21 protein-coding genes are annotated in these 25,033 nt (G+C 73.6%); 7 read left to right on the top strand and 14 right to left on the bottom strand.

Annotated features, from left to right (window positions below; translation table 11 throughout):
- Positions 1–67: 67 nt before the first annotated feature.
- On the bottom strand, positions 68–235 hold the full coding sequence (locus ABZS77_RS26450; RefSeq protein ID WP_354828089.1) for a hypothetical protein: 168 nt from the start codon (positions 233–235) through the stop codon (positions 68–70).
- Between the two features lie 206 nt (positions 236–441).
- Between ABZS77_RS26450 and ABZS77_RS26445 the strand changes: the two genes are divergently transcribed.
- A complete protein-coding gene (locus ABZS77_RS26445) occupies positions 442–1,128 on the top strand; it encodes a DUF4191 domain-containing protein (protein ID WP_151493395.1) in 687 nt (228 codons plus the stop codon).
- A gap of 223 nt (positions 1,129–1,351) precedes the next feature.
- On the opposite strand, the gene ABZS77_RS26440 is transcribed toward ABZS77_RS26445, so the two are convergent.
- Complete coding sequence (locus tag ABZS77_RS26440; RefSeq protein ID WP_354828100.1) at positions 1,352–1,744, bottom strand: RDD family protein; 393 nt, start codon at positions 1,742–1,744, stop codon at positions 1,352–1,354.
- Between the two features lie 269 nt (positions 1,745–2,013).
- Here ABZS77_RS26440 and glnA (ABZS77_RS26435) point away from each other — a divergent pair, with 269 nt between their 5' ends.
- Positions 2,014–3,438 (top strand): type I glutamate--ammonia ligase, encoded by a 1,425-nt coding sequence (gene glnA, locus ABZS77_RS26435; RefSeq protein ID WP_139583267.1) that lies wholly within the window; start codon positions 2,014–2,016, stop codon positions 3,436–3,438.
- Positions 3,439–3,818: 380 nt separating this feature from the next.
- On the opposite strand, the gene mptB (ABZS77_RS26430) is transcribed toward glnA (ABZS77_RS26435), so the two are convergent.
- Genes mptB (ABZS77_RS26430) through ABZS77_RS26410 form a run of 5 tightly spaced genes read right to left on the bottom strand, consistent with a single transcriptional unit; the run spans position 3,819 to position 12,123 of the window.
- Positions 3,819–5,270 carry a polyprenol phosphomannose-dependent alpha 1,6 mannosyltransferase MptB gene (mptB, locus tag ABZS77_RS26430; RefSeq protein ID WP_354828086.1) on the bottom strand — a complete coding sequence of 484 codons (1,452 nt, stop codon included), beginning with the start codon at positions 5,268–5,270 and terminating at the stop codon, positions 3,819–3,821.
- Between the two features lie 14 nt (positions 5,271–5,284).
- Positions 5,285–6,685 (bottom strand): polyprenol phosphomannose-dependent alpha 1,6 mannosyltransferase MptB, encoded by a 1,401-nt coding sequence (mptB, locus tag ABZS77_RS26425; protein ID WP_354828083.1) that lies wholly within the window; start codon positions 6,683–6,685, stop codon positions 5,285–5,287.
- A 47-nt stretch (positions 6,686–6,732) separates the two neighbouring features.
- The gene (locus tag ABZS77_RS26420; protein ID WP_354828080.1) at positions 6,733–8,349 is read right to left on the bottom strand and encodes a hypothetical protein; all 1,617 of its coding nucleotides are present in this window, start codon (positions 8,347–8,349) and stop codon (positions 6,733–6,735) included.
- Positions 8,342–11,356, bottom strand: a complete 3,015-nt coding sequence (locus ABZS77_RS26415) for a bifunctional [glutamine synthetase] adenylyltransferase/[glutamine synthetase]-adenylyl-L-tyrosine phosphorylase (RefSeq protein WP_354828077.1) — start codon at positions 11,354–11,356, stop codon at positions 8,342–8,344. Before ABZS77_RS26415 ends, ABZS77_RS26420 begins: the two co-directional genes overlap by 8 nt.
- On the bottom strand, positions 11,356–12,123 hold the full coding sequence (locus ABZS77_RS26410; RefSeq protein WP_354828074.1) for a type 1 glutamine amidotransferase: 768 nt from the start codon (positions 12,121–12,123) through the stop codon (positions 11,356–11,358). Before ABZS77_RS26410 ends, ABZS77_RS26415 begins: the two co-directional genes overlap by 1 nt.
- Before the next feature lie 101 nt (positions 12,124–12,224).
- Here ABZS77_RS26410 and ABZS77_RS26405 point away from each other — a divergent pair, with 101 nt between their 5' ends.
- Positions 12,225–13,160 (top strand): LD-carboxypeptidase, encoded by a 936-nt coding sequence (locus ABZS77_RS26405; RefSeq protein WP_354828070.1) that lies wholly within the window; start codon positions 12,225–12,227, stop codon positions 13,158–13,160.
- A gap of 79 nt (positions 13,161–13,239) precedes the next feature.
- On the opposite strand, the gene ABZS77_RS26400 is transcribed toward ABZS77_RS26405, so the two are convergent.
- Complete coding sequence (locus tag ABZS77_RS26400; RefSeq protein WP_354828067.1) at positions 13,240–14,127, bottom strand: virginiamycin B lyase; 888 nt, start codon at positions 14,125–14,127, stop codon at positions 13,240–13,242.
- A 182-nt stretch (positions 14,128–14,309) separates the two neighbouring features.
- Between ABZS77_RS26400 and ABZS77_RS26395 the strand changes: the two genes are divergently transcribed.
- Positions 14,310–14,849 (top strand): hypothetical protein, encoded by a 540-nt coding sequence (locus tag ABZS77_RS26395; RefSeq protein ID WP_354828065.1) that lies wholly within the window; start codon positions 14,310–14,312, stop codon positions 14,847–14,849.
- 56 nt (positions 14,850–14,905) lie between these two features.
- Here ABZS77_RS26395 and ABZS77_RS26390 read toward each other — a convergent pair whose 3' ends face one another.
- From ABZS77_RS26390 to glnA (ABZS77_RS26375), 4 genes are all read right to left on the bottom strand, one after another.
- Positions 14,906–15,271 carry a VOC family protein gene (locus ABZS77_RS26390; RefSeq protein ID WP_354828062.1) on the bottom strand — a complete coding sequence of 122 codons (366 nt, stop codon included), beginning with the start codon at positions 15,269–15,271 and terminating at the stop codon, positions 14,906–14,908.
- 108 nt (positions 15,272–15,379) lie between these two features.
- Positions 15,380–16,072, bottom strand: coding sequence for a YafY family protein (locus tag ABZS77_RS26385; protein ID WP_354828059.1), 693 nt, complete (start codon positions 16,070–16,072; stop codon positions 15,380–15,382).
- A 36-nt stretch (positions 16,073–16,108) separates the two neighbouring features.
- Positions 16,109–16,534, bottom strand: a complete 426-nt coding sequence (locus ABZS77_RS26380; RefSeq protein WP_354828057.1) for a DUF350 domain-containing protein — start codon at positions 16,532–16,534, stop codon at positions 16,109–16,111.
- Between the two features lie 89 nt (positions 16,535–16,623).
- On the bottom strand, positions 16,624–17,973 hold the full coding sequence (gene glnA, locus ABZS77_RS26375) for a type I glutamate--ammonia ligase (RefSeq protein ID WP_354828055.1): 1,350 nt from the start codon (positions 17,971–17,973) through the stop codon (positions 16,624–16,626).
- A 207-nt stretch (positions 17,974–18,180) separates the two neighbouring features.
- Between glnA (ABZS77_RS26375) and ABZS77_RS26370 the strand changes: the two genes are divergently transcribed.
- The 3 genes from ABZS77_RS26370 to ABZS77_RS26360 all read left to right on the top strand — a co-directional run bounded on the left by ABZS77_RS26370 (position 18,181) and on the right by ABZS77_RS26360 (position 22,326).
- Positions 18,181–19,971 (top strand): NAD+ synthase, encoded by a 1,791-nt coding sequence (locus ABZS77_RS26370; RefSeq protein WP_354828052.1) that lies wholly within the window; start codon positions 18,181–18,183, stop codon positions 19,969–19,971.
- Positions 19,972–20,130: 159 nt separating this feature from the next.
- On the top strand, positions 20,131–20,976 hold the full coding sequence (gene panB / locus ABZS77_RS26365; RefSeq protein ID WP_354828049.1) for a 3-methyl-2-oxobutanoate hydroxymethyltransferase: 846 nt from the start codon (positions 20,131–20,133) through the stop codon (positions 20,974–20,976).
- Positions 20,977–21,075: 99 nt separating this feature from the next.
- Positions 21,076–22,326 (top strand): DUF222 domain-containing protein, encoded by a 1,251-nt coding sequence (locus ABZS77_RS26360; protein ID WP_354828047.1) that lies wholly within the window; start codon positions 21,076–21,078, stop codon positions 22,324–22,326.
- Positions 22,327–22,731: 405 nt separating this feature from the next.
- Here the strand turns inward: ABZS77_RS26360 and npdG are convergent, their stop codons facing one another.
- Together npdG and ABZS77_RS26350 are read right to left on the bottom strand one after the other, a co-directional pair.
- A complete protein-coding gene (npdG, locus tag ABZS77_RS26355; protein ID WP_354828044.1) occupies positions 22,732–23,430 on the bottom strand; it encodes an NADPH-dependent F420 reductase in 699 nt (232 codons plus the stop codon).
- 96 nt (positions 23,431–23,526) lie between these two features.
- On the bottom strand, positions 23,527–24,957 hold the full coding sequence (locus tag ABZS77_RS26350; protein ID WP_354828041.1) for an RNB domain-containing ribonuclease: 1,431 nt from the start codon (positions 24,955–24,957) through the stop codon (positions 23,527–23,529).
- Between the last annotated feature and the right edge of the window lie 76 nt (positions 24,958–25,033).

Raw genomic sequence — 25,033 nt, 5'->3', positions numbered from 1 at the left:
GGGGTGGCCCGCGGTCGGCCGGTCGGCGCGGCGGGAACCGTGTCCGGGACGGCCGGGGCGGGCGCGGTCACCGGCGGGCGTCGGTGCGGCGGGCCTGCTGGCGGCGGCCCAACCAGGTACGGCCGGGGCGGGGCGACACCGCGCGGGCGAGCCGGTCCGCCGCCGCCTCGGCGCGCAGTTCCGCGGCGTACGTACGGTGCAGGGAGAGCAGGAATTCCGCGTCGTTGCCGAACATGTCGGGCTCCTTCGTGGCGTCGTCGTCTTCTGCTGACGACTCTTCGCGCGAAGGCCCCACCCGGGCATGGGCACAGCGCCTCATCTTCCCCGGCGCCACCCTCCTTACCCGTCCGGCCCGGGCCGGTAAGGAGACGTAAGGTACTCAGCCGGCCGGCACCCGGACGCGGATCAACGGGGCGGACGGCGACCACTAGACTCTGCGGCATGGCAAAGCCCCAGGAGAAGGTCTCGTTCGGCCAGCGGCTGAAGCAGATCGGGATGGTGTTCCAGTTCACCGCCAAGCAGGACCGGTGGTTCGCGCCGCTGGTCGCCGCCGCGGTGCTGCTCCCGCTCGCCCTCACCGTGGTCGCGGTCATCCTCTGGGGCTGGATCTGGCTGCCGCTGGGCATCCTGTTCGCCCTGCTCGCGGTGCTGATCGTGCTCAACCTGCGGTCCAACAAGGCGATGATGAACGCCGCCGAGGGGCAGCCCGGCGCGGCGGCGCAGATCATGGAGAACATGCGCGGCGACTGGCGGGTGACGCCGGCGGTCAGCTCCACCACCCAGATGGACATGGTCCACCTGGTGATCGGCCGGCCGGGCGTGATCCTGCTCGCCGAGGGCAACCCGCAGCGGGTGCGTGGCCTGCTCGGGCAGGAGAAGCGCCGCCTGTCCAAGGTGATCGGCTCGGCACCCCTGCACGACTACGTGATCGGCCAGGACGAGGGCGAACTGCCCATCCGCAAGCTGCGTACGACGCTGCTGCGCCTGCCCCGCGCGCTCTCCGGCAAGGACGTCAACTCGCTGGACAAGCGACTCAAGGCGCTCACCGCCCGTCCGCAGATGCCCAAGGGCGCGATCCCGAAGAACATGCGGCCGCCGGGCGCGTTCCGCCAGTCGCGGGGCCGCTGACCCCCTGAGGTGTACGTGAAGAGAGCCGGACCCGTGCGGGTCCGGCTCTTCTCGTCGCGCGCCGCGCGCCCTCACGCCTCGCGCCTTCCCCGATGGTGCTGCCTCCGACGCGCCGGGGCGCACAGCACCAAGATCGTGCTCGATCACTGATGTAGTGGCCTCAACGACACGGCGATGCCACTAGATCAGTGATCGAGTGCGATCTTGGGCCGCCGGGGCCGGCTCAGCCGCGCGGCGCGTCGGCGATGACCGAGTTGGCGAGGCGGTCGTGCAGGCCGCGACGGTGCTCGTCCATGATCAGCGCGGGGACGACGAGTGCCAACAGGAGACCCCGGATCAGTCCCCGGAGCACCCCGATGCGGCCACCGTCGTGCCAGTTCACGCAGCGGATCTTCGTGATGTACATGCCCGGGGTCTGTGCGAACAGGCCGAGGAAGAGGCCGTACACCAGCACCAGCACCAGCACGGGGGCCCACCCGTCGCGTACCGGGTCGGCGAAGATGTTCGACACCAGCAGGCAGAGCACCCAGTCGATGATCAGCGCCCCGAACCGCTTGCCGAGGCTCGGCGGGGTGAAGGTGGGATCGGTGGCCGGTGCTGCCGGGACGTGCGGAATGGTCACAGCGGTCAAGGGTATCCGCGCCCCTGACGACGGACCCGCGGGTGTCACCACCACTCCGCGCCGATCAGGACCAAAGGCATCAGATGTCACTACACTGGTACAGCCGGTACGGCGTTCGCGGCCGGCCGGAGGCGTGGACGGGGCGTCGCTGACGCTCCGCGAGGGACGTAACACGGCAGAAACACCGGAGACATGGCCGGGCAACCCCCCGGCCATAGCGTCGCCAGAAGCCTAGCCACCCCGTGGACGTGCCAGGAGGATGTGTGTTCGCCAATCCCGAGGAACTGCTGCGATACCTCAAGAACGAGGACGTGAAGTTCGTCGACGTTCGTTTCTGTGACCTGCCCGGCGTGATGCAGCACTTCAACCTGCCGGTCGAGTCCGTCAACGACGACCTCTTCACCGACGGCCTCGCGTTCGACGGTTCGTCGATCCGCGGTTTCCAGGCGATCCACGAGTCGGACATGCTCCTGCTCCCGGATGTCGCCACCGCGTTCATCGACCCGTTCCGGGCGCAGAAGACCCTCGCGCTCAACTTCTTCATCCACGACCCGTTCACCCGCGAGGCCTACAGCCGCGACCCGCGCAACGTGGCGAAGAAGGCCGAGGCGTACCTGGCGGCGAGCGGCATCGCCGACACCGCCTACTTCGGCGCCGAGGCGGAGTTCTACATCTTCGACTCGATCCGCCACGAGACCTCGGCGCACCAGTCGTTCTACTACATCGACTCGATCGAGGGCGCGTGGAACACCGGCCGCGAGGAGCCGGGCGGCAACCGCGGTTACAAGACCGCGTACAAGGGCGGCTACTTCCCGGTGCCGCCGGTCGACCACTACGCCGACCTGCGCGACTCGATCGTGCGCCGGCTCGTCGACACCGGCTTCAGCGTCGAGCGTTCGCACCACGAGGTGGGCACCGCCGGTCAGTCCGAGATCAACTACCGGTTCTCGACGTTGCTGCACGCCGGTGACCAGCTCCAGCTTTTCAAGTACATCGTGAAGAACGAGGCCTGGGCCAACGGCAAGACCGCGACCTTCATGCCCAAGCCGCTGTTCGGCGACAACGGTTCCGGCATGCACACCCACCAGAGCCTCTGGCTCAACGGTGAGCCGCTCTTCTACGACGAGACCGGCTACGCGGGCCTGTCCGACATGGCCCGCTGGTACATCGGCGGTCTGCTGCACCACGCGCCGTCGCTGCTGGCCTTCACCAACCCGACGATCAACTCGTACCGTCGTCTGGTGCCGGGCTTCGAGGCGCCGGTCAACCTGGTCTACTCGCAGCGAAACCGCTCCGCCTGCACCCGCATCCCGGTGACCGGCAGCAACCCGAAGGCCAAGCGCGTCGAGTTCCGCGTCCCGGACCCGTCGGCGAACGTCTACCTGGCCTTCTCGGCGATGATGATGGCCGGCCTGGACGGCATCAAGAGCAAGATCGAGCCGCCGACGCCGATCGACAAGGACCTCTACGACCTCCCGCCGGAGGAGTGGGGCGACGTCAAGCAGGTGCCGGGCTCGCTGTCGGCAGTGCTCGACTCGCTGGAGGCCGACCACGACTACCTGCTCGACGGCGGCGTCTTCACCCCCGACCTGATCTCCACCTGGGTCGACTGGAAGCGCGCCAACGAGGTCGACCCGGTGCGCCTGCGCCCGACCCCGCACGAGTTCGCCATGTACTACGACTGCTGAGCAGTCACCCGCTCCACCGGCCGGGCCGGCTCCGCGATTCGCGGGGCCGGCCCGGTCCGCTTGTACCGCCGTGTTGCTCCTGACCATCCTCCTCCGCACCCGCCTGACCCCCATCACCAAGCGCGGCGGCCAACCCTGCCCCACCTGCCGCACCCGAGCCTGACCCGACCCCGCCCCGCCCCGCCCCGCCCCGCCCCGCCCCGCCCCGCCCCGCCCCGCCCCGCCCCGCCCCGAAGATCGTGCTCGATCCTGGATGTAGTGGCATCCCGCACGCCTGAGACCACTACATCCATGTTCGAGCACGATCTTGAGCGCAGGACGGTGACGATCATGAGGTTGGCGAGGCGTTTCGTCCGGACTGTCGCCCGTTAACCTCATGATCAACGCGGTGGGCGGCGGGCGGCGCGGGGGCGGGCGGCGCGGGGGCGGGCCGTCAGGAGGAGGGCGGTCAGGAGGAGGGCGGTCATCGTGAGCGCGCCGGGGGCCTTGGTGAAGCGGGCCAGGTTGGTGCCGTCGGGCAGGGCGAGGAACGCGGCCGCCGCGACCGGCAACACGAACCACGTCGTTCGGGTGACGGTGAGCGCGAGCAGCGCCAGCGGCCAGGTCGCGTACCAGGGGTGGAAGACCGGGGACAGGACGACTGTGGCGACCAGTGCCATCGCCGCGCCGTGCAGCGCGACCCGGGGGCGCTCCGGCGGGTGGACGTCGCGTGCGGCGCGCAGCGTCCGGCACCAGAGCACCACCAGCACCGCGGCGAGCAGCAGCAGCGCGACCGCGCGTGTCAGCGGTACGGCCTGCGGGTTCCGGCCGACGAGTTCGCCGGCGTAGTCCACGACGAATCCGACGGCGGTGGGCGGTGAGGTCCACTGCTCGGAGTCGCCGCTGCGGGTCAGTCCGCCGATCCAGCCGAACCCGAGGCCGGACAGCGCCGACGTGACAAGCACGGCGCCGAGCAGCCCGCCGGCCAGCCAGCCGCCGTCGCGCGACAGCGCCCGTACGGTGTTCGGGCCGCGCACCGCGGCCAGCGCGGCGAACGGCACCACCACCACGGCGGTGGCCTTCACGGTGACCGCCAGCCCGAGCAGCGCGCCGGCGAGCAGCAGCGCGGCGGGCCGACCGGGTCGACGGACCGCCACCAGCAGTCCGCACAGCAGCAGGCCTAGCATCACGGCGTCGTTGTGCGCGCCGGCCACCAGGTGTACGCCGACGAGCGGGCAGGCCAGCAGCAGCCAGACCGCCCGTCGGGGTGGCACTCCGCCCGCCCGGGCCAGTGGGGGCAGGCAGAGCGCGGCCAGCAGCAGCCCTGCCACGGCGGTGACCCGTAGCAGCACCAGCGTCCCGGTGAGCCCGCCTCCGAGGTGCACCGCGAGTGCGGCGAGCAGGACGAACACCGGCCCGTACGGCGCCGGGGTGTCCCGCCAGATCGGTGCCACCGTCTCCACCCAGGGGCAGCCGGCCGCGGCCACCCCGACGGCGTACGGGTCGGCGCCGTGCGCATACGTCCAGCCCTGGCAGGCGTACGAGTAGACGTCCCGGCTGCCCATCGGTGGCGCGACGAGCAGCGGCAGGGTCCACAGTCCGGCGGTGACGTACGCCCACCGGGTCGACGGCGCTCCCCCGCGCAGCGACCACCACGCGGCGACCAGCAGCACGGTGCCGGCCAGCCAGCAGGTCAGCGTGGCCGGGCCGTGTGGGGCTCGCCAGATCGACAGGGGTGTCACGCCCAGCGGGACGGCGTCGGGCAGCGCCCCGCCGAGGTGTGCGGCCACGGCGAGCAGGGTCGCGCCGGTCAGGCCCGCGTACCGGGAGAGGGTCGCGCCGGGAGCGGTCACCGGCGCACCTTCCCTCAGTCGGCGGCGACCGGCTGGCGGGTCGCCCGAGCCGACCGTACCAATCGGACGACCAGCACGATCACCAACAGCGTCATCAGTGGCGCCCCGACGGTCTTGGTGTAGCGGGGCAGGCCGGTGCCGTCGGGCAGCACGAGGAACGACGCGACGAGCGCGACCACGATGAACCAGCCGGTCCGGCGGGCGGTGGCCGCCAGCACGAACAGCGGCCAGGTCCAGTACCAGGGGTGCACGACGGGGGCGAGGGCGACGGTGAGGGCGAGGGCGAGGCCCGCGTGGTGGAGCGGGTCGCGGGTGCGGGCGCGCCACCAGAGCCAGACCAGGAGTACGGCCAGAAGTACGACGGCGATGCCGCGTGTCACGGGTAGCGCGTCGATGTGCCCGCCGAACAGCGCCGCGACGTAACCGACGGTCTGCCCGACGGCGGTCGACGGGGAGGTCCAGGCGACGGCGGCGCCGCCCTGGGACAGTCCGCCGATCCAGCCGAAGTCGAGTCCGCCAAGGACCGTCACCCCCACGACGGACACGGCCGTGCCGCCGACCACCCAGCCGCCGTCGCGGATCAGTGTCCGGAGCCGGTACGGTCCGGCGGTGGCCGCCAGGGCGGCGAACGGCACCACCACCACGGCGGTCACCTTGATGGCGACGGCGAGGCCGAGCAGCAGCCCGCCGACGAGCAGCATGGCGCGACGGCCCGGGTGGGACGCCACCACGGCCAGCCCACCGACGAGCGCGGCGAGCATCAGCACGTCGTTGTGGGGGCCGCCGATCAGGTGCGCGGCGACCAACGGGGACCCGAGTGCCAGCCACACGGCCCGCTTGGGCGGCACGCCGGCCCGGCGAGCCAGGGCGGGCAGCGCCCACGCGGTCAGGGCCACGCCGATCAGCGACAGCGCCCGGAACAGCACGATGCTGGCGGTCAGCGAACCGGTCACCTTGACCACCGCGCCCGCGACGAGCACGAAGAGCGGCCCGTACGGCGCCGGGGTGTCGCGCCAGATCACCGACACGCTGTCCAGCCAGGGGCAGGGCAGCGCGGAGACGCCGTGCTCGTACGGGCTGACGCCGCCGACGAAGCTGGCGCCCTGGCAGGCGTACGCGTACACGTCCCGGCTGCCGAAGGGCGGCGCGACCAGCAGCGGCAGCAGCCAGAGTCCCACGGTGACCAGCGCCCACCGTGTCGACGGCCCTCCGTCGCGCAGGGCCCACCAGGCGTACGCCATGAGGCCGGTGCCGACCGCCCAGGCGGCGAGGATCAGCGGGCCGTGCGGGCTCTGCCAGATGCTGACCGGGGTGTTGCGCAGCGGGCCACTGGGAAACGCGCCCCCGAGGTAGGCGGAGATCGCGAGCAGCGTCGAGCCGGCAAGGCCGGTCCAGCGCGCGAGGTGGGAAGGCACGCCCGACATGCTGCCAGCACGTCCGTGCGGGGACGACGGCAGCACCGTCAGCAGTGGTTCGCCGGGGCGAGTCCGCTGGACACCGTGTAGTCGCCGGCGGCGCGGACCCGCACCTCGGTCCACCCGTCCGCTGCGGGGCGTACGCAGCCGTCCGGGCCGGTCAGCGACAGCCAGCGCGACCACCGCACCCGCACCGGCACGTCGCCGGGGGCGGCGGTCAGGCGGATCGCACCACGGTCGGCGGTGACGAGCTGCCCCGGGGCGCCGACCAGCGGGGTCGGGTCGACCACTGCGTACATCCGCCAGGTCGGGTCGCTCCAGACCTCCCGCAGGTACGGCAGGCCGGCGCGGATCAGGGCTGCCTCGTCGCGGCCCCACCGGTCGGCGGGTGCTTCCGGGGCGAGGACCACGTGGGTGACGGCCTCGCGGCGGAGCCACGCCTCGTACGTCTTCGCGTCCAGGCTGCCGTCGTAGAACAGCGCGTTGCGGTCGCTGTCGACCTGGCGTTCCCAGCCGCGGGCCAGTGGCACGGTCGGCGGGAGGTACGCGGACTCCCAGTGGTCGCGCAGTGGCACCACCTCGACCCGTCCGACCGGCTGCCGCCTGTCGAGTTCGGTGACGAGCGGCCGGTAGAAGCTGGCTGCGCTCTCCGGGGAGCCGGCGCGGGTCACGTCGCTCACCATCACCGGCGACTGCCACCACACGGTCGCGGCGAGCAGCCCCGCCAGCCACGGGCCGGGCAGCGTCGCGTATCCGGCCAGCACGGGCAGCGCGAAGAGCATCGGCAGCCGCAGCGCGTTGGAGCCGATCGGGCTGGGCAGGTAGTACGCGCCGACCAGCAGCAGCACGGTGAGCGCCGCCCCGATGCGCAGCACCCGGCGACGGCGCGGCAGCACGACCGCCACCAGCACCGCGAGCGCGACGTTGATCCGCATCGACTCGGCCGAGTAGGGCTGGGTGCCGCCGTTGCCGAAGAGGAGCGCGATCGGGGCCAGCGTGACGGCGGGCGCCACGGCCAGGACGAGCCCCTCGGCGAGTGGTCGCTCGACGCGCCACCCGCCGGGCAGCGTTCGGCCCGGTCCGGCGCCGGTACGCAGGGCGGACAGCAGCAGCGCCGCGCCGGCCAGCCCGGTGAACAGGCCGGCGACCGGGCTGGCCGCCGTGGCCAGGGCGGCGCAGACGGCGGCGAGCAGCAGCCGGAGCCAGCGCGGCGGGCGATCCGCGCTGACCGCGCAGAGCGCCAGCAGGCCGAACGTCAGCCCGACGGCGAAGGTGATCCGGCCGCTGGCCAGGTTGCCGACCAGGACCACGGCACCGAGGACACCGGCCAGCAGCGGGCGGCGGGCCCGGTTGCGGGCGAACAGCCAGGCCAGCGCGGCGGCGCCGAGCACGGCGGCGACGGCCCCCAGCGGGCGTACCCCGATCAGCGCGCCCAACCGGGCGGTGAACAGGCTGTAGCCGTACTGGTTGACGCCGCCGTACCAGCCGAGGTCGATCGGCGTGCCGCCGTACCGGTCGGCGAACTCGGCGCGCGCCACCTGGGCGGCGAGGTCGGTGCCCATCGGCGGCGCGAGCAGGAACGCGGCGGCGAGCACCACCGCCACCCCGGTCGCCGCCACCCAACCGGTGCGCCGCCCGGTCGGACGCGTCGACGCGTCAGGCATCGAGGACACGTTCCATCGCGGCTCGGGAACGGCGGGCGGTGCGCAGGTACTCGTCGAGGAACTCCCCCGGGTCGTCGCGGCCGAGCAGCCGGACCACCCCGGCCAGCTCCACCCCGTGCCGGGGCAGCTGGTCCCCGGCCCGGCCCCGGACCAGCATCAACGCGTTGCGGACCTGCGCGGCCAGGGACCAGCCGGCGGCCATCTCCGCGGCGTCCGCCGGGTCGACCAGGCCCGCCTCGGCGGCGGCCGCGAGAGCGTCGAGGGTACGCGTGCCGCGCAGCGCCGGCACCGCGCCGCCGTGCCGGAGCTGGAGCAGCTGGACCGCCCACTCCACGTCGGCGAGCCCACCCCGGCCCAGCTTGGTGTGGGTGGCCGGGTCGGCGCCCCGGGGCAGCCGCTCGGTCTCCACCCGCGCCTTGATCCGGCGGATCTCGACGATCTGCTCGCGGGTCAGCCCCTCGGCGGGGTAGCGCACCGGGTCGATCATCGCCTCGAACTCGGCGCCCAGCTCGGCGTCGCCGCAGACGAACCGGGCGCGCAGCAACGCCTGCGCCTCCCACACCCGCGACCAGCGCGCGTAGTACTGCGCGTAGGCGGCGAGGCTGCGGACCAGCGGACCCTGCCGGCCCTCCGGACGCAGGTCGGCGTCGACGCCGAGCGGCGGGTCGGGGGCGGGTACGCCGAGCAGCCGGCGCAACTCCTCGGCGATGGCGTGCGCGGCGGCGCTGGCGGCGCTCTCGTTGCCGCCGGCGGGCGGGTCGTAGACGAAGAGCACGTCGGCGTCGGAGAGGTAGTTCGACTCGTACCCGCCGAGCCGGCCCATACCGATGACGGCGAACCGCAGCCCGGCCGGCGCCGGTTGGCTGGCCTGGGCGGCCCGCAGCGCGGCGGCCAGTGTGGCGTCGGTGACGTCGGAGAGCGCCGTGCCGACCTCGGTGATGTCGGACAGCCCGGGTGCCCGCTTCGCGCCGTCCGCGCGGGTGGGCGCGGGTGCGAGCGCGCCCGCACGGCAGAGCACGTCGGCGCAGGCCACCCGGACCAGCTCCCGCCGGCGCAGCGCCCGCACGGCGCTTGTCGCCTCCACCGGATCGGTGTGCCGGGCCGCCGCCGCCAGGAACCCCTCGCGCAGCACCTCGCGCGAACGCGGGGCCAGCTCGTTCTCCTCGGCCAGCAGCCGCAGCGCCTCCGGGTCGCGGGCGAGCAGGTCGGCGACGTACCGGGACAGGGCGAGGACGCGGGCGAGCCGCCGGGCGACCGGGCCGCCGTCGCGCAGCAGCCGCAGGTACCAGGGTGTGCTGCCCAGCTTGTCGGACACCTTGCGGTAGTTGAGCAGCCCCCGGTCCGGTTCCGGCGCGTCGGCGAACTCGCTGAGCAGCACCGGCAGCAGGGTCCGCTGGATGGCCGCCGTACGGCTCACCCCGCCGGTGAGCGCCTGGAGGTGGCGCAGCGCCCCGGCCGGGTCGGCGAAGCCGAGGATCTCCAACCGGTGCCGGGCCGCCTCCGGGGTGAGCCGCAGCCCGTCGGCCGGCACCCGGGCCACCGACTCCAGCAGCGGCCGGTAGAGCAGTTTGGCGTGCAGTCGGCGTACCTCGGCGGCGTGGGTGACCCACTCGGCCCGGAAGCTCTCCACGGCGCTGCGCCCCGGCGTGGCCGTGAAACCCAGCGCGGCGGCCAGCCAGCGCAGCGCGGCCGGCTCGGTGGGTACGGTGTGCGTCCGCCGCAGGGCCTGGAGTTGCAGCCGGTGCTCGACGCTGCGCAGGAAGCGGTAGCCGCGCAGCAGGGCCTCGCCGTCGGCGCGACCGACGTACCCGCCGGCGACGAGCGCCCGCAACGCCGGGAGGGTGCCGGGCGCCCGCAGCGTCTCGTCGCCGCGACCGTGCACGAGTTGCAGCAACTGCACGGCGAACTCGATGTCGCGCAGCCCGCCGGGGCCGCGTTTGATCTCGCGTTCCAGCTCCTTCGGCGGGATGTGGTCGATGATCCGGCGGCGCATCGCGCGGACGTCCTCGACCGCCTCGGGCCGCTCGGCGGCCCGCCAGACCAGCGGCGCGAGCTGGTCGATCCACTCCTGGGCCAGCGGCAGGTCACCGGCGGCCGGGCGGGCCTTGAGCAGCGCCTGGAACTCCCAGGTGCGCGCCCACCGGCGGTAGTAGGCGAGGTGGCTGGCGAGGGTACGCACGAGCGGGCCCCGGTTGCCCTCGGGGCGCAGCGCGGCGTCCACCGGCCAGGCGACCAGCCCGCAGATGTGGATGAGCCGGGTCGCCACCTGGGTCGCGGCGGGCAGGTCGGCGTCCTCGGCGGCCACGAAGATGACGTCCACGTCGGAGACGTAGTTCAGTTCACCGCCGCCGCACTTGCCCATCGCCACCACCGCCAGGCGGGGCCGTTCGGTGCCGTCGGCCAGCTCGTCGACGGCGACCTCGTACGCGGCGGCGAGCGTCGCGTCGGCGAGCGCGGACAGCGCGGCCATGGTCTGCTCCAGGCCGCGCCCGCCGGTGAGGTCGGCCGCCGCGATGCGCAGCAACGCCAGCCGGTACGCGGCCCGCAGCACCGCCACCGGGTTGCCGTCGCCGGTGGGTTCCAGTCGGCCCTCGGCGGGGGGCGCGAGCCCGTCCGGGGCGGTACGCAGCGCCTGGTAGTGCTCGGGGTGGGCCACCAGATGGTCGCCGAGCGCCGACGAGGCGCCGAGCACCGCGATCACCCGCCGCCGCAGGCCGGGGTCGGCGTGCAGGTCCGCGAGCAGCGGCGACGCGGTGTCGCCTGTCGTGCGGCGTTCGGCCTCGACGATGCGGTGCAGTTGGCGCAGCGCCAGGTCCGGGTCGGCGGCCCGGGACAGCGCCGCGAGCAGCTCCCCGGCCGGCTCGTCGACCGGCTCCTGCTCGTCCGGTCGCCACAGCCGCAGCCCGTCCGGGCCGAGCAGGTCGGCGGCGCGCGCCCCGCCGTCGCCCTCGGCGGTGCCGAAACCGTAGCGGGCGAGCCGGCCCGGTGCCCTGGTCGGCCGGCTCATCAGCGCCCGAGCAGCGGCAGGCCACGCCGCGTCGTGCTGTCGTCCAGCTCGCCGAGCGCGAGGGCGGCGAAGCGGGCGGCGAACGGCTGCCAGACCTCCTCGACGTCCACCATCACGGAGTCGCACGCCGCGACTACCAGCTCCGGGTCGTAGCCCAGCTCGGCGAGCTGCGCCGAGTCGGTGGCCCAGTCGGCGATCATCGCGGTGTCGCACTCGATGTGGAACTGTAGGCCCCAGGCCCGGTCACCGAGCCGGAACGCCTGGTGCGGGTAGCGGGTGGAGGCCGCCAGGAGGGTGGCCCCCCGGGGCAGTTCGGTGATCTCGTCGGAGTGCCACTGGAGCACGTCCGGGATCAGCGGCACGTACCGGAACAGCGGGTCGTTCTCGGCGGCGTCGCGCCGGCCGACCACGCCGGGGCCGATCTCCGGCCCGGACGGGCTCCGTTCGACCAGGCCGGCGTGCGCGGTGGCGAGCAGCTGCGCGCCCAGGCACACCGCCAGGGTGGGCACCCGGTAGCGGACCGCCTTGCGCAGCAGACCCTCCACGGCGGGGAACCAGGGTGCGCCGGCCGAGCCGTCCGGCAGCGGGTACGCCTGCTGGTCGCCGCCGAGCACCACGAGCGCCGCGTACCCCTCGAGGTCGGCGGGGAGCTCGTCGCCGGCGTGGGGGCGTACGACCCACAGCTCCAGCCCGGCCTCGGTCAGCCACTCGCCCAGCCGGCGTGCGTCGTCCGTCGGGTCGTTCTCGATCACCAGCGCGGTTGCCACCCGTCGAGGCTAGCGGGTTCGCCGCGGGGCGCCACGCCCCGCCACGGGTCCGGCCGCCGGGGTGCCCCCGCGCATGGCGGGTGTGGCTAGGCTCTGCGGTTGTGATCAGCGAGGATTCGGCAGTCGTCCGCCCACCCGTACTGCGTCCGGGGGACGCGGTGGCACTGGTGTCGCCGTCCGGGCCGACGTCGCCGGAGCGGGTGGCGCGCGGGGTGGAGCTGCTCACCGGTTGGGGCCTGCGGCCGGTGCCGGCACCGAACGCGTACGCCCGCCACGGCTACCTGGCCGGTACGGACGACGTGCGCGCCGCCGACCTGAACGCGGCCTTCGCCGACCCGGAGATCCGGGGTGTGATCTGCACCCGGGGCGGCTACGGCGTCCAGCGGATCGTCGACGCCATCGACATGGCGGCGGTGCGCCGCGATCCGAAGGTGGTGGCCGGCTTCTCCGACATCACGGCGTTGCAGTTCGCGCTGTGGCGGGGCGCCCGGCTGGCCGGCGTGCACGGTCCGGGTGCGGCGTGGCGCGACGAGCGCACCCCGCTGCGCTCGGCCGAGTCGTTGCACGCCGCCCTGATGACCACCGAGGAGGTGACGGTCAGCGCCGTGCCGGGCGAGGACACCTTCGCCGTCCGCGTCCCGGGTCGGGCCACCGGCACCCTGCTCGGCGGAAACCTGTGCATGATCGTCGCGTCGATCGGCACCCCGGACCTGCCCGACCTGACCGGGGCGGTGCTGTTGATCGAGGACGTGCAGGAGCCCCCGTACAAGATCGACCGGATGCTCACCCAGCTGCGCCGGGCCGGCGCGCTGGACGGGCTGGCCGGGGTGGCGCTCGGGCAGTTCACCGAGTGCGGCGACGGCTGGGAGACCACGACGGTCGACGTCCTCACCGAGCTCCTCGGCGACCTGGGCGTACCGGTCCTCGGCGGCCTCCCCATCGGTCACGGCCCCGACCAACTGACCGTCCCGGTAGGCACCGAGGCGGTCCTGGACACCAACACGGGAACCCTGACCGTAACCCCCGCCGTCCGCTGACCCTGCCCCCCTGCCCCCCGCCCCGTTGATCAAGAGGTTCGCGTCAGGTCCGGCCCGGGTTCTGACGCGACCCTCTTGATCACGCGGACGGGGTCAGGTGGGCCACCGCGCCGATCTCCAGGGCGGCCCAGACGCCGTCGGGGGTCACCGTGATGCCGTGGGGTTCCGCGTGGGGAGTGGACAGGTCGTGGGTGTCGATCCGACCGGCCGGGTCGAGGTGGCCGATCCGGTTGGCGCCCCACTCGGTGAACCAGACGCCGCCGGCCGGATCGGCCACGACGGCGTGCGGCCGGGCCGCCCGGTCCGGCAGCGGGATCTCGGTCACCTCGCCGTCCGGGGTGACCCGGCCGAGCTGACCGGCGGTGATCTCCACGAACCAGAGGGCGCCGTCGCCGCCGAGCGTGATGCCGACCGGGCCGGCCTTCACGGTGGGCAGCGGGTGCAGGGTGATCCGGCCGTCGAGGTCGATCCGGCCGATCGCGTTCGCCTGGTTGAGGGTGAACCAGAGCGCGTCGTCCGGGCCGGCGGTGATCATCGAGGCGAACGCGCCCTCCGCGGGCAGCGGGAACACCTCGACGCCACCGTCGGTGTCCACGCGGCCGATCGTGTCGGAGGTCATGCCGGCGTACCAGAGCGCGCCGTCGGGTCCGGTGGCGATGCCGCCCGGCCCGGTGCCAGCCGGCAGGGCGACGGTGCGCTGTTCGCCGTCGACGCCGATCCGACCGATCCGGTCATCGCCGGAGCGGGTGAACCAGAGCGCGTCGTCCGGGCCGGCGGTGATGATCAGCGGTCGGCCGCCGGCCGGTTCCAGCGGGTACGTCCGTACCGCGCCGTCGACCCCCAGGCGGGCGATCGCGCCGCCGTGGACGAGCGTCAGCCAGAGCGCGCCGTCGGGACCGGGCGTGATGCCGTACGGGCCGGCGCCCGGCTCGGCGAGGGGGATCTCCCGAATCTCGGCGATCGTCACGAGGCGTGATCCTTTCGTCGGGGCTTTCCACCCTGACCGTACGGACGGTGACATCGCAACCGTTTTGTCCGGCTGGCGAGCTGAATTGCCAGCCCGCTGACAGGGTCGCCATGGGTTGCGCCCAGGCTCTCCGGTCACTGTCGGTGACGTCATCGCAGCACCAACGACAACCTGGAGGACCGATGTTCCGCACGATGTCGAAGAAGCACCTGCTGGCCAGCGTGGCCGCCGCCGGTGTGCTCGGCGTGGGGATCGCCGCCCCCACGATGGCGTTCGCCGCTGACGGGGACACCCCGACGCCGAGCGCCAGCAGCAGTGAGCAGCGGCAGGACCGGCAGGGTGAGTTCGCCGAGAAGCTCGCCCAGGAGCTGGGCGTGCCCACCGAGAAGGTGACCGCCGCGCTGGAGAAGCTGCGCGAGCAGCACAAGCCGGCCGACCGGCCGGACCGCCCGTCCGCCGAGGACCGCCAGGCCGCCCTCAAGGAGCGACTGGACCAGGCCGTCAAGGACGGCAAGATCACCCAGGAGCAGGCCGACGCCATCACCAAGGCCGTCGAGGCCGGCGTCTTCCCCGGCGGCAAGGGTGGCCCGGGCGAGAAGGGCGGCCCCGGGCACCGGGGCGGCCCGGGTGGCCACGATGGTCGGGGCGACAAGGGCGGCCCCGCCGGCGCCCCGGAGGGCTCCGACCAGCAGGACGCTCCCGAGGCCACGCCCGGCGCGTGACCCATCCCGATTCGCCGAGGTGGCGGGTCACCGCCACCTCGGCGAACGGGAGTCGGTCAGCCCTGCGCGGGTGGGGGCGCGAACAGGCCCACCCGGTTTCCGACCGGGTCGAGCAGTTGGGCGCGGGTCAGGCCGCTCGGCGTCGTCGCGGGCGGCACCAGCACCGTGCCGCCGGCCGCCTCGGCCCGACGGCAGGTCTCCGCGACGTCGGCCACCTCGGCGTAGAACGCCGCGTAGCTGGGCGCGTCGTCGCTGAGGGTCCGGATCGCCCCGCCGATCCCGGTGTCGCCACCGGCCCCGGTCACACGGTAGGACGGGCCCTGCTGCTCGAAGGTCCAGCCGAACAGCTCTCCGTAGAACCGTTGCGCCTCGTCCGGCCGGTCGGTGCCGAACTCGAACCAGGTGATGGGCGTCGTGGACATGTACTGCCTCCAGTGTTTCCAAAGCCGGCCGTTCGGCCGTCGTCTGGAGCAGTCTCGGGGCCTTCCGCGACACCGTCCTGTCGGTGTTTCCGGATCACCTGACGGGGGTCAGACCAGGCTCACCGACCGGACCCGCTCGTGCGGAATGTCGAGATCCGTCGGGCGCCAATCCCGGGACACCACCTCGGGCAGCGCCCGGACCATCCGGATCCGGTCGGTCCGAAAGCAGCGCAGCTCGTCGCGGAGCCGACACCAGGCCACCAGATACCAGTGCCGGGAGTTGCCGAGGTAGCCCAGCGGCTCGACGTCGCGGACCGAGTCCGAGCCGCCGCGGTCGGCGTACCCGATGCGCAGCACCCACCGCGCGGAGACCGCGTCGGCGACGATGGCCGGGACGGGTGTGGCCGGCCCGTCGCCGACCAGGTGCACCTGGCCGGCGAGACGGTGCGCCTCGGCGGCCTCGGCGGGCGGCAGCACCGCCACCAGCTTGCGCAGCGCGGTGCCGCCCGGCCCGGCGAACGGCGTGCCCGCGAGCCGGTGCAGCGCGACCGCCATCGCCACCGCCTCGACCGGGGTGAGGTTGACCGGCGGCAGGGTGCGGGCGCGGTCCACCACGTAGCCGCCGGTGCGCCCCGGCTCCGCCCAGATCGGCACGCCGGCCTCCTGGAGGGCGCCGATGTCCCGTTCGACGGTCCGGCTGCTCACCTCGAAGCGGGCGGCCAACCAGCGGGCGCTGCGCGGACGCGGCGACACCGCCCGCAACTCCTCCACCAGGGCGTAGAGCCGATCCGTGCGGTTCATGCCCGGCACGCTACGGCCGGGGTACGACGAACGCGCTCAGGCGATGCAGGCGCAGACGATCAGCGCGGCGCCGAAGTGGGTGGCGGCACTGACCCGGGCCGCCGGGTGCGGCTCGGGCGAGCAGATGACCTCGCCGAGCTTGCCCGGCGTGAGCAGGTCGAGCACGAAGAAGGCGAGCGCCATGATGCCCAGCCCGAGCAGGCCGAACACGACTGTGGAGGCGAGCCCCTTACCGAAGTCGCTGTAGCTGGTCAGGATCGCGGTGAAGACGATCCCGGCGATGCCGAGCTGGTTTGCGGCGAGCAGCAGCCCCGCGTTGGCGTTGCGGTCCACCCAGATCAGGTCCCGCAACCGCCCCGGGGTGAGCAGGTCGACCAGGCCGAAACCGGCCGCCATCAGCCCCACGCCGACGATCCCGAACACGACGCTCTGCCAGGCACCGCTGAGCAGATCCTCCAGCACCGACTGCCTCCCGACTCTCCGGCCGGAAGGGGTACCGGCGCGGTGATCGAGACGATAGCGGCAGCGCGCAAACCGCGTCAGCCCCGCCGCTACAGCGCCAGGTAGCGCTGCCGCTCGTACGGGGTGACCTCGCGGCGGTACTGCTCCCACTCGGCCCGCTTGTTGCGCAGGAAGAAGTCGAAGACGTGCTCGCCGAGCACCTCGGCGACCAGCTCGGACTCGGCCATCACGTCGATCGCCTCGGCCAGGTTCTCCGGCAGCGCCTCGTACCCCATGGCACGGCGTTCGGCGCTGGTCAGCGACCAGACGTCGTCCTCCGCGCCCGGCGGCAGCTCGTACCCCTCCTCGATGCCCTTGAGGCCGGCGCCGAGCAGCACCGCGAACGCCAGGTACGGGTTGGCCGCCGAGTCCGGCGAGCGGACCTCGACCCGGGCCGAGTTCGGCTTGCCGTACGCGGGCACCCGGACCAGCGCGGACCGGTTCAGGTGACCCCAGCAGACGTACGCGGGGCTCTCCGTGATGCGGTCGGGCAGGTGCTGCGGGAAGAGCCGCTTGTACGAGTTGACCCACTGGTTGGTGACGGCGGTGTACTCGCGGGCGTGCATCAGCAGGCCGGCGATGAACGACTTCGCGACCTTGGACAGCTTCATCGGGTCGCCGGAGTCGTGGAACGCGTTGCGCTCGCCCTCGAACAGCGACAGGTGGGTGTGCATCCCGCTGCCCGGCTGGTCGGTGAACGGCTTGGGCATGAAGCTGGCCTGCACGCCTGTGGAGAGCGCCACCTCCTTGACCACGTGCCGGAAGGTCATGATGTTGTCGGCGGTGGTCAGCGCGTCGGCGTACCGGAGGTCGATCTCCTGCTGGCCGGGCGCGACCTCGTGGTGGCTGAACTCCACCGAGATGCCGATCCGTTCCAGGGCCAGCACGCCCTGGCGGCGGAAGTCCCGGGCCACGGCGTGGGTGGTGTGCTCGAAGTAGCCGCCGGTGTCGACGGGCGTCGGCACGGACCCGTCCTGCGGGCCGTTCTCCAGCAGGAAGAACTCGATCTCGGGGTGGGTGTAGAAGGTGAAGCCCTTCTCGGCGGCCTTGGACAGCGCGCGGCGCAGCACGTGCCGGGGGTCGGCCCAGGAGGGGCCGCCGTCGGGCAGCAGGATGTCGCAGAACATCCGGGCGCTCTCGCCGCTGACCCCACCCTCGAACGGGAAGACCTGGAAGGTGGTCGGGTCGGGCATGGCCACCATGTCCGATTCGAAGACCCGGGCGAAGCCCTCGATCGCCGAACCGTCGAAGCCGATGCCCTCCTCGAAGGCCGACTCCAGCTCGGCGGGCGCCACCGAGACGCTCTTGAGCGTGCCCAGCACGTCGGTGAACCACAGCCGCACGAACCGGATGTCCCGCTCTTCCAGCGTACGGAGGACGAACTCCTGCTGACGGTCCACTTCCCCAACCCCTCGCGACACTCTTTTGTCCGCCTTGGCCGGGCTGCACCCGACCTGACCGCCCAGTGTTCCCGGGCCTGGTTACGCAGACGTTACGCGAACCACCGCCGCCCGTCCCCTCGTGTCCCGCCCGGCGGTCGGAGACGATGCCACCGAACGCGCGGCTACCGCCGAATGGCCCCGACGCCGCTGGGGCAAGATGAGGACATGCCCACCCTGCGTCTCGCCCTGTCCCAGGTCAACCCGAGCGTCGGCGACCTCGCCGGCAACGCCGACCTGGTCCGCAGCTGGACTCGCCAGGCCGCCGATGCCGGTGCCCAGCTGGTGCTCTTCCCGGAGATGATGCTGACCGGCTACCCGGTCGAGGACCTGGTGTTCCGGCGGTCCTTCGTCGCCGCGTCCCGGGCCGCCCTGGAGCGGCTCGCCGCCGACCTCGCCGCGGACGGCCTCGGCGAGGTGCCGGTGGTGGTCGGCTACCTCGACGCCGACGGCCCGCCGCAGGTCAGCGGGGACGCGGAGCCCGGCCACGGTGCCCGCAACGCCGCCGCGCTGCTGCACGGGGGCGCGGTGGTCACCCGCTACTTCAAGCACCACCTGCCCAACTACGGCGTGTTCGACGAGGACCGCTACTTCGTCCCCGGCGAGACGCTGACCGTGGTGCGCATCGCCGGGGTTGACGTGGCGCTGACCATCTGCGAGGACCTGTGGCAGGCCGGCGGTCCGTTCGCCGCCGCCCGGGAGGCGGGCGTCGGCCTGGTCGTCAACATCAACGGCTCGCCGTACGAGCTGAACAAGGACGACATCAGGCTGCCGCTGGTCCGCCGCCGGGCCGCCGAGGCGAACGCCACCATCGCGTACGTCAACATGATCGGCGGTCAGGACGAGCTGGTCTTCGAGGGCGACTCGATGATCGTCAGCGCCGACGGGGAGCTGCTCACCCGCGCCCCGCAGTTCGTCGAGCACCTCCTCGTACACGACGTCGACCTGCCGGCCGCGACCGAGCCGCCGGCTGCGACCGACCTGCCGGCCGCGACCGAGCCGCCGGCCGCCCGGACCGCCGCCGGCCTGCGGGTGGTACGCGGCGCCCTGGACGGCGTTCCGCCCACGCCCTCGGGTCCGCCCGCCGTCGGCGGGCTGATCGAGCCGGTGGCCGACGAGGCCGAGGCGTGGCAGGCGCTGGTGCTGGGCCTGCGCGACTACGTCAACAAGAACCGCTTCCCGTCGGTGGTGCTCGGCCTCTCCGGCGGCATCGACTCGGCGGTGGTGGCCGCCCTGGCCGTCGACGCCCTCGGCGGGGACCGGGTCGTCGGTGTGTCGCTGCCCAGCCAGCACTCCTCGGAGCACTCCCGCGAGGACGCCGCCGACCTGGCCAAGCGCACCGGCCTGGACTACCGTGTCGAGCCGATCCAGCCGATGGTGGACGGATTCCTGGCCAACCTGTCGCTGTCCGGGGTGGCGGTGGAAAATCTTCAGGCCCGGGTCCGCGGCGTCATCCTGATGGCGTTGTCGAACCAGGAGGGGCACCTGGTGTTGACCACCGGCAACAAGAGCGAGCTGGCGGTGGGTTACTCCACGCTGTACGGCGACTCGGTGGGCGGCTTCAACCCGATCAAGGACGTGTGGAAGACCCTGGTGTGGCGGCTGGCGAAGTGGCGCAACACGGACGCCACCCGCCGGGGCGAAACCCCGCCGATCCCGGAGAACTCGATCGGCAAGCCACCCAGCGCCGAGCTGAGCCCCGGGCAGTTGGACAGCGACAGCCTGCCCGACTACGACGTCCTCGACCCGATCCTGATCGGCTACGTCGACGGCGACCTGGGCCGGGACGGGCTCGTCGAGTCGGGCCACGACCCGGCGGTGGTGGACAAGGTGCTGCGGCTGGTGGATACCGCCGAGTACAAGCGACGGCAGTCCGCCCCGGGGGCGAAGATCTCCATGAAGGCGTTCGGCCGGGACCGTCGACTGCCGATCACCAACCGGTGGCGCGAGCACGGCTGAGCCGACGCGGTGGACGCCGGACCGGTCCCCCGGTCCGGCGTCCCGCAGCGGAACCCGAGTGACATCTTCCACTGGGCCCTGCCGTCACCCCGTTCTCCGGTGCGACGATCGCGACGGAACCCGGGGACCGCGCAGGCGGCCTCGAGGAAGGAGACAGTCATGGTGGAGTCCACCGCGAACGAGGTGACCGCCCTGTACGGCGGTCCGGTCACCCGGCGGGTCCGTACCCGCGACCTGATCGCCGCCAAGGAACGCGGCGAACGGTGGCCGATGCTCACCTCGTACGACCAGTACACGGCGGGGATCTTCGACCAGGCCGGGGTACCGGTGCTGCTGGTCGGCGACTCGGCCGCGAACAACGTGTACGGCTACGAGACGACCGTTCCGGTCACCGCCGACGAACTGCTCCCGCTGGTGCGGGCGGTGGTGCGGGCCACCCGGCACTCGCTGATCGTCGGCGACCTGCCCTTCGGCTCGTACGAGGAGGGTCCGGTCCAGGCGCTGCGTACCGCCGTCCGGTTCATGAAGGAGGGTGGCTGCCACGCCGTGAAGTTGGAGGGCGGCCGCCGCTGCGCCGCGCAGATCGCCGCGATCGTCGGCGCGGGCATCCCGGTGATGGCCCACATCGGCTTCACCCCGCAGAGCGAGCACACCCTGGGCGGCTACCGGGTGCAGGGCCGGGGCGACGCGGCCGACGAGGTGCTCGCCGACGCGCGGGCGGTCGCCGAGGCGGGCGCGTTCGCGGTGGTCCTGGAGATGGTGCCCGGCGAGGTGGCCAAGCAAATCACCCACGAGCTGCCCATTCCGACCGTGGGTATCGGTGCCGGCCCGGACACCGACGCGCAGGTCCTGGTCTGGCAGGACATGGCCGGCCTGCGCACCGGCAAGGCGCCCCGCTTCGTCAAGCGGTACGCGGACCTGGCTGGCGCCCTCACCGACGCCACCCGCCGCTTCGCCGACGAGGTCCGCGGTGGCGAGTTCCCGGCCGCCGAACACACCTTCTAGGGCGGGCGCTCAGGTGGTCGGTCGTCGGCGGACCCTCCACCTCGGCCACCATCGATCTTGGTAAGTGAAGTTGTCGTACACCTGTTCTACTGTCGGGTCATGAGGGAGGCGTTGGCGCAGGCGGAGGAGGCGATCGCCGCCTGCGCCGACGCACCCACCTGGGCCGCGGCAGAGCCTGACCTGATCGCGGCACTCGACGCCGCACACCGCATCGAGCAGCGCCTCGCCGCCGCCAAGCTGGCGGTGATCCGCGAGCTCGACGGTCGTGGCACGCCGATCGCCCAGGGCGCAACCTCCACCGCCGTCTGGCTCCGCGAACGGCTGCGCCTCACCGTCCCGGCCGCCCGCCGGCTGGTCGACCTCGCCGCCGCCCTCGACACCGGCAATCCGGGGGTACGGCAGGCCCTGGCCGACGCGGACATCACCGTCGACCAGGCCCGGGTCATCGCCGACACCGTCGCCACCGTGCAGGGCGTCGCCGGCACGCAGGCCGCCGACAAGGCCGTCGGGGTGCTCGTCGACTGGGCAGGGCGGTTCGACCCCAATCTGCTGCGCACACTCGGCACCCGGATCCTCGACCACGTCGCCCCCGACATCGCCGACGCCGCCGCCAAGGCCGCGCTGGCCGCCGAAGCCCGCCGCGCCACCCGCGACCGACACCTCACCCTCTCCGAGCAGACCGACGGCCGGCTGCGGCTCAGCGGCACACTCGACACCGAGGCCGCCGCCCTGCTGCGCGCCGCCATCGACCCGTTGACGGCCCCGTCCAGCCCCGACGACGAGCGCAGCCCCGGGCAGCGCCGCCACGACGCCCTCGCCGACATCTGCCGACTCGCCCTGCGCACCGGCGAGCTACCCGAGCACGGCGGCGACCCCGCCCAGCTCGTGATCACCACCGGCTACGACGCGTTGACCCGCCAGCTGGGCGCCGGCGCCCTCGACACCGGCCTCCACCTCACCCCGGAGGTCGTGCGGCGGCTCGCCTGCGACGCCGCCGTCCTGCCCACCGTCCTCGGCGGCGCCGGCCAGGTCCTCGACGTCGGCCGGCAACGCCGCCTCGTCACCGGCCCGCTCCGACGCGCCCTCGTCCTGCGCGACCGCGGCTGCGCCTTCCCCGGCTGTGACCGCCCACCCCGGTGGTGCGACGCCCACCACATCCGGCACTGGGCCGACGGTGGCGACACCAGCCTCGCCAACGCGGTCCTGCTCTGCGGCCACCACCACCGCCACCTCCACCACAGCGAGTGGACGGTGCGACTCGCGGGCGACGGCCATCCGGAGTTCATCCCGCCCGCCTGGCTCGACCCGGAGCAGATCCCCCGCCGAAACCACTACCACCGGCGCACGTAGGCCACAGCCCGCGGCCCGATCGGACAGACGATCCGAGCCCTCGCCGCAACCACTACCACCGACAGACGTAGGCCACAGCCTGCGGCCCGATCGGGCAAATGATCCGAGCCCGGCTGCCACTCACGCCATCGAGCGGTGATCCGCCCGCGAGCGCACGCGCCGGCGGGACTGCGCCGGGGCAATCGACTGCGCCCACGCGGCCCACCAGCACAGGGACAGGTCGGCGCGGACCGCACAACGACGGCCGGTCAGCACACGACAGCGGACCAGCGCACGACGGCCGGCCAGCGCACGACAGCAGGTCAGCGCACGACGGCCGGCCAGCGCACGACAGCGGGCCAGCGCACGACGGCCGGCCAGCGCACGACAGCGGGTCAGCGCGCGAACCGCAAAGCCCAGCGTGGGTCAGAGGTCGGTGACGCGGATGCCGGCGTGTGCCTTGTAGCGCTTGTTGATGGCGATCAGGTTGGCGGTGAACGCCTCGATCTGGTGGGCGTTGCGGAGCCGACCGGCGTAGATGCCGCGCATCCCGGGGATCCGGGCGGCGAGCGCCCCGACCACGTCGACCAGTTCGCGGTCCTCCGTGCAGATCAGCACGTCCAGGTCGATGCGGTCGACGTCGGGGTCGGCGAGCAGCGGGGCGCTGACGTGGTTGAACGCGGCGCAGACCCGGGAGTCCGGCAGGAGCGCGGCGGCCTGCTGAACGGCGCTGCCCTCGGTGACGGTGAGGGCGTACGGGCCCTGCTTGTCGAAGCCGAGCGGGTTGACGCAGTCGACGACGATCCGGCCGGCGAGCGGCTCGGCGAGGGAGGCGACCGTGGCGGCGTGACCGTCCCACGGCACCGCGATGATCACGACGTCGCTGCGCCGGGCCACCTCCTCGTTGGCCGCGCCGGTGATGCTGGCGTCGGCCGGCATTCCTGGCAGGGCGGCGATCTCGGCGGCGGACTCGGCGGCCCGTTCCGCGGACCGGGAACCGATCAGCACCGTCTGCCCGGCCCGCGCGAACCGGTAGGCGAGGCCGCGCCCCTGGTCGCCGGTGCCACCGATGATGCCGACGGTCAGCCCGGACACGTCGGGCAGCGTGCTCGCGTCGTATGCCATGCGCTCATCCTTCCAAACCACCGGCGCGGCAGCAGCGCCGCGTGCTGTGACAATCCCCGCTGCCGGCCCGGACCAGCGCCAGCGTCGGCGCCAGCGTCAGGCCACCTCGAACAGAACCGTGCGGGCCGCCGGGTCGGCGGTGACCAGGCGCACCCGGACCCGTTCGCCGAGCGGCAGGTCGCCGAGGCAGCGGGCGCGTACCGGTGGGGTGTCCAGGGCGACGGTGCCACCCTGCGGCCGCGGGCGGGACTTGCCGTTGGGCGGGGCGTCGACGTCCAGGACCGCCGCGTCGAAGGTCTCGCCGACCCGGTGCGCCAGCAGCACCGCCTCGGCCAGCTCGACGGCGCCCCGGCTGGCCGCCGAGGCGGTCCGGTCGGTGCTGGCCATCACCTCGGGCAGCCGGGACAGGGCGGCGCGGGCCCAGTCCGGCACCGGCCGGCCCGCGTGCAGGGCCAGGCAGACCTCGGTGGCGTACCGGTCGGCGAGGCGCCGCAGCGGCGCGGTGACGTGGGCGTACGCGGCGGCGACCCCGCCGTGCTGCGGCTGCTCGGGCAGCGTGCCGTCGAAGGCGGTGTACGCGGCGCCGCGCATCAGCTCGGCCGCCTGGTCGATGAACGCGGCGGCACGCGGCTGGGCGGGGTCCAGCCCGGCGATGACCTCGCCCGGGTCGGCGCCCTCCGGCCAGTGCACGCCCAGCGGCGCGGCGGCGGCGCGCAACCGCTGCACCGCCTCCGGTTTCGGCGCCGGCATGGTGCGCAGCAGGCCGACCTGGCCGGCCAGCATGATGTCGGCGGCGGCCATCCCGGTCAGCAGTGAGATCTGCGCGTTGTACTCCTCCATGGGCGCCGGGCCGCGCAGCACCAGCCGCCAACCGTCGCCGTCGGGTTCGACGTCCTGCTCGGGCAGCGGCAGGTTGATGGCGCCGCGGCGCAGCCCGCGTGCGGTCAGCCGGTCGCCGATCTCGGGCAGCAGCGCGATCGGGTCGGGCAGCCGCCCGGCGTCGGCGGCGGACTGCACCCCGGTGTAGTCGAGTTTGGCCCGGCTGCGCACCAGGGCCCGTTCGAGTTCGACGGCCACGGTGCCACCGTCGGCGTCCAGGTCGATGGTCCACACCACGGCGGCCCGGTCGTCGTCGGGCAGCAGACTGGCCGCGCCCTCGCTGAGAGTCAGCGGGTGCAGCGGCACGTGGCCGTCGGGCAGGTAGACGGTCTGTCCACGCCGCCACGTCTCCGTCTCCAAGGCGCCGCCCGGGGCGACGTGCGCGGCGACGTCCGCGATCGCGTACCGCACCCGGTAGCCGCCGCCCGCGCGCCGGGCGAGGTGCATCGCCTGGTCCAGGTCACGGGAGCTGGCCGGGTCGACCGTGACGAACGGTACGTCGGTGCGGTCGACGGACGGCCGCGGTGGTGCCGCGGCCGCCTCGTCGGCCTCCCGCTGCGCGTCGGCCGGGAAGCCCTCGGGCAGGCCGAGTTCGCGGCGCAGCGCGCCGAAGTCGATGCGGGGCGCGAGTACGCGTCGGATGACCACGGGTCAATCCTGACAGCGCCGCCGGTGATCCGCTTCCGGTGACCGGCCGAGATCTTCCGACAGCCCGCGGTCGACG

Origin of the sequence: Micromonospora sp. NPDC005298, assembly GCF_040607375.1 — a bacterium.
GTDB lineage: Bacteria > Actinomycetota > Actinomycetes > Mycobacteriales > Micromonosporaceae > Micromonospora.
The sequence above is the reverse complement of the archived record's forward strand: the minus strand, read 5'-3'. Positions and strand labels throughout refer to the sequence as shown.

Excerpts from the sequence above, each read along its gene's own strand:
- ABZS77_RS26450 (WP_354828089.1), bottom strand. The coding sequence starts at position 235 with ATGTTCGGCAACGACGCGGAATTCCTGCTCTCCCTGCACCGTACGTAC.
- ABZS77_RS26445 (WP_151493395.1), top strand. The coding sequence starts at position 442 with ATGGCAAAGCCCCAGGAGAAGGTCTCGTTCGGCCAGCGGCTGAAGCAG.
- ABZS77_RS26420 (WP_354828080.1), bottom strand. The coding sequence starts at position 8,349 with ATGCCTGACGCGTCGACGCGTCCGACCGGGCGGCGCACCGGTTGGGTG.
- ABZS77_RS26415 (WP_354828077.1), bottom strand. The coding sequence starts at position 11,356 with ATGAGCCGGCCGACCAGGGCACCGGGCCGGCTCGCCCGCTACGGTTTC.
- ABZS77_RS26395 (WP_354828065.1), top strand. The coding sequence starts at position 14,310 with ATGTTCCGCACGATGTCGAAGAAGCACCTGCTGGCCAGCGTGGCCGCC.
- ABZS77_RS26390 (WP_354828062.1), bottom strand. The coding sequence starts at position 15,271 with ATGTCCACGACGCCCATCACCTGGTTCGAGTTCGGCACCGACCGGCCG.
- ABZS77_RS26385 (WP_354828059.1), bottom strand. The coding sequence starts at position 16,072 with ATGAACCGCACGGATCGGCTCTACGCCCTGGTGGAGGAGTTGCGGGCG.
- ABZS77_RS26370 (WP_354828052.1), top strand. The coding sequence starts at position 18,181 with ATGCCCACCCTGCGTCTCGCCCTGTCCCAGGTCAACCCGAGCGTCGGC.
- panB (WP_354828049.1), top strand. The coding sequence starts at position 20,131 with ATGGTGGAGTCCACCGCGAACGAGGTGACCGCCCTGTACGGCGGTCCG.
- ABZS77_RS26360 (WP_354828047.1), top strand. The coding sequence starts at position 21,076 with ATGAGGGAGGCGTTGGCGCAGGCGGAGGAGGCGATCGCCGCCTGCGCC.
- npdG (WP_354828044.1), bottom strand. The coding sequence starts at position 23,430 with ATGGCATACGACGCGAGCACGCTGCCCGACGTGTCCGGGCTGACCGTC.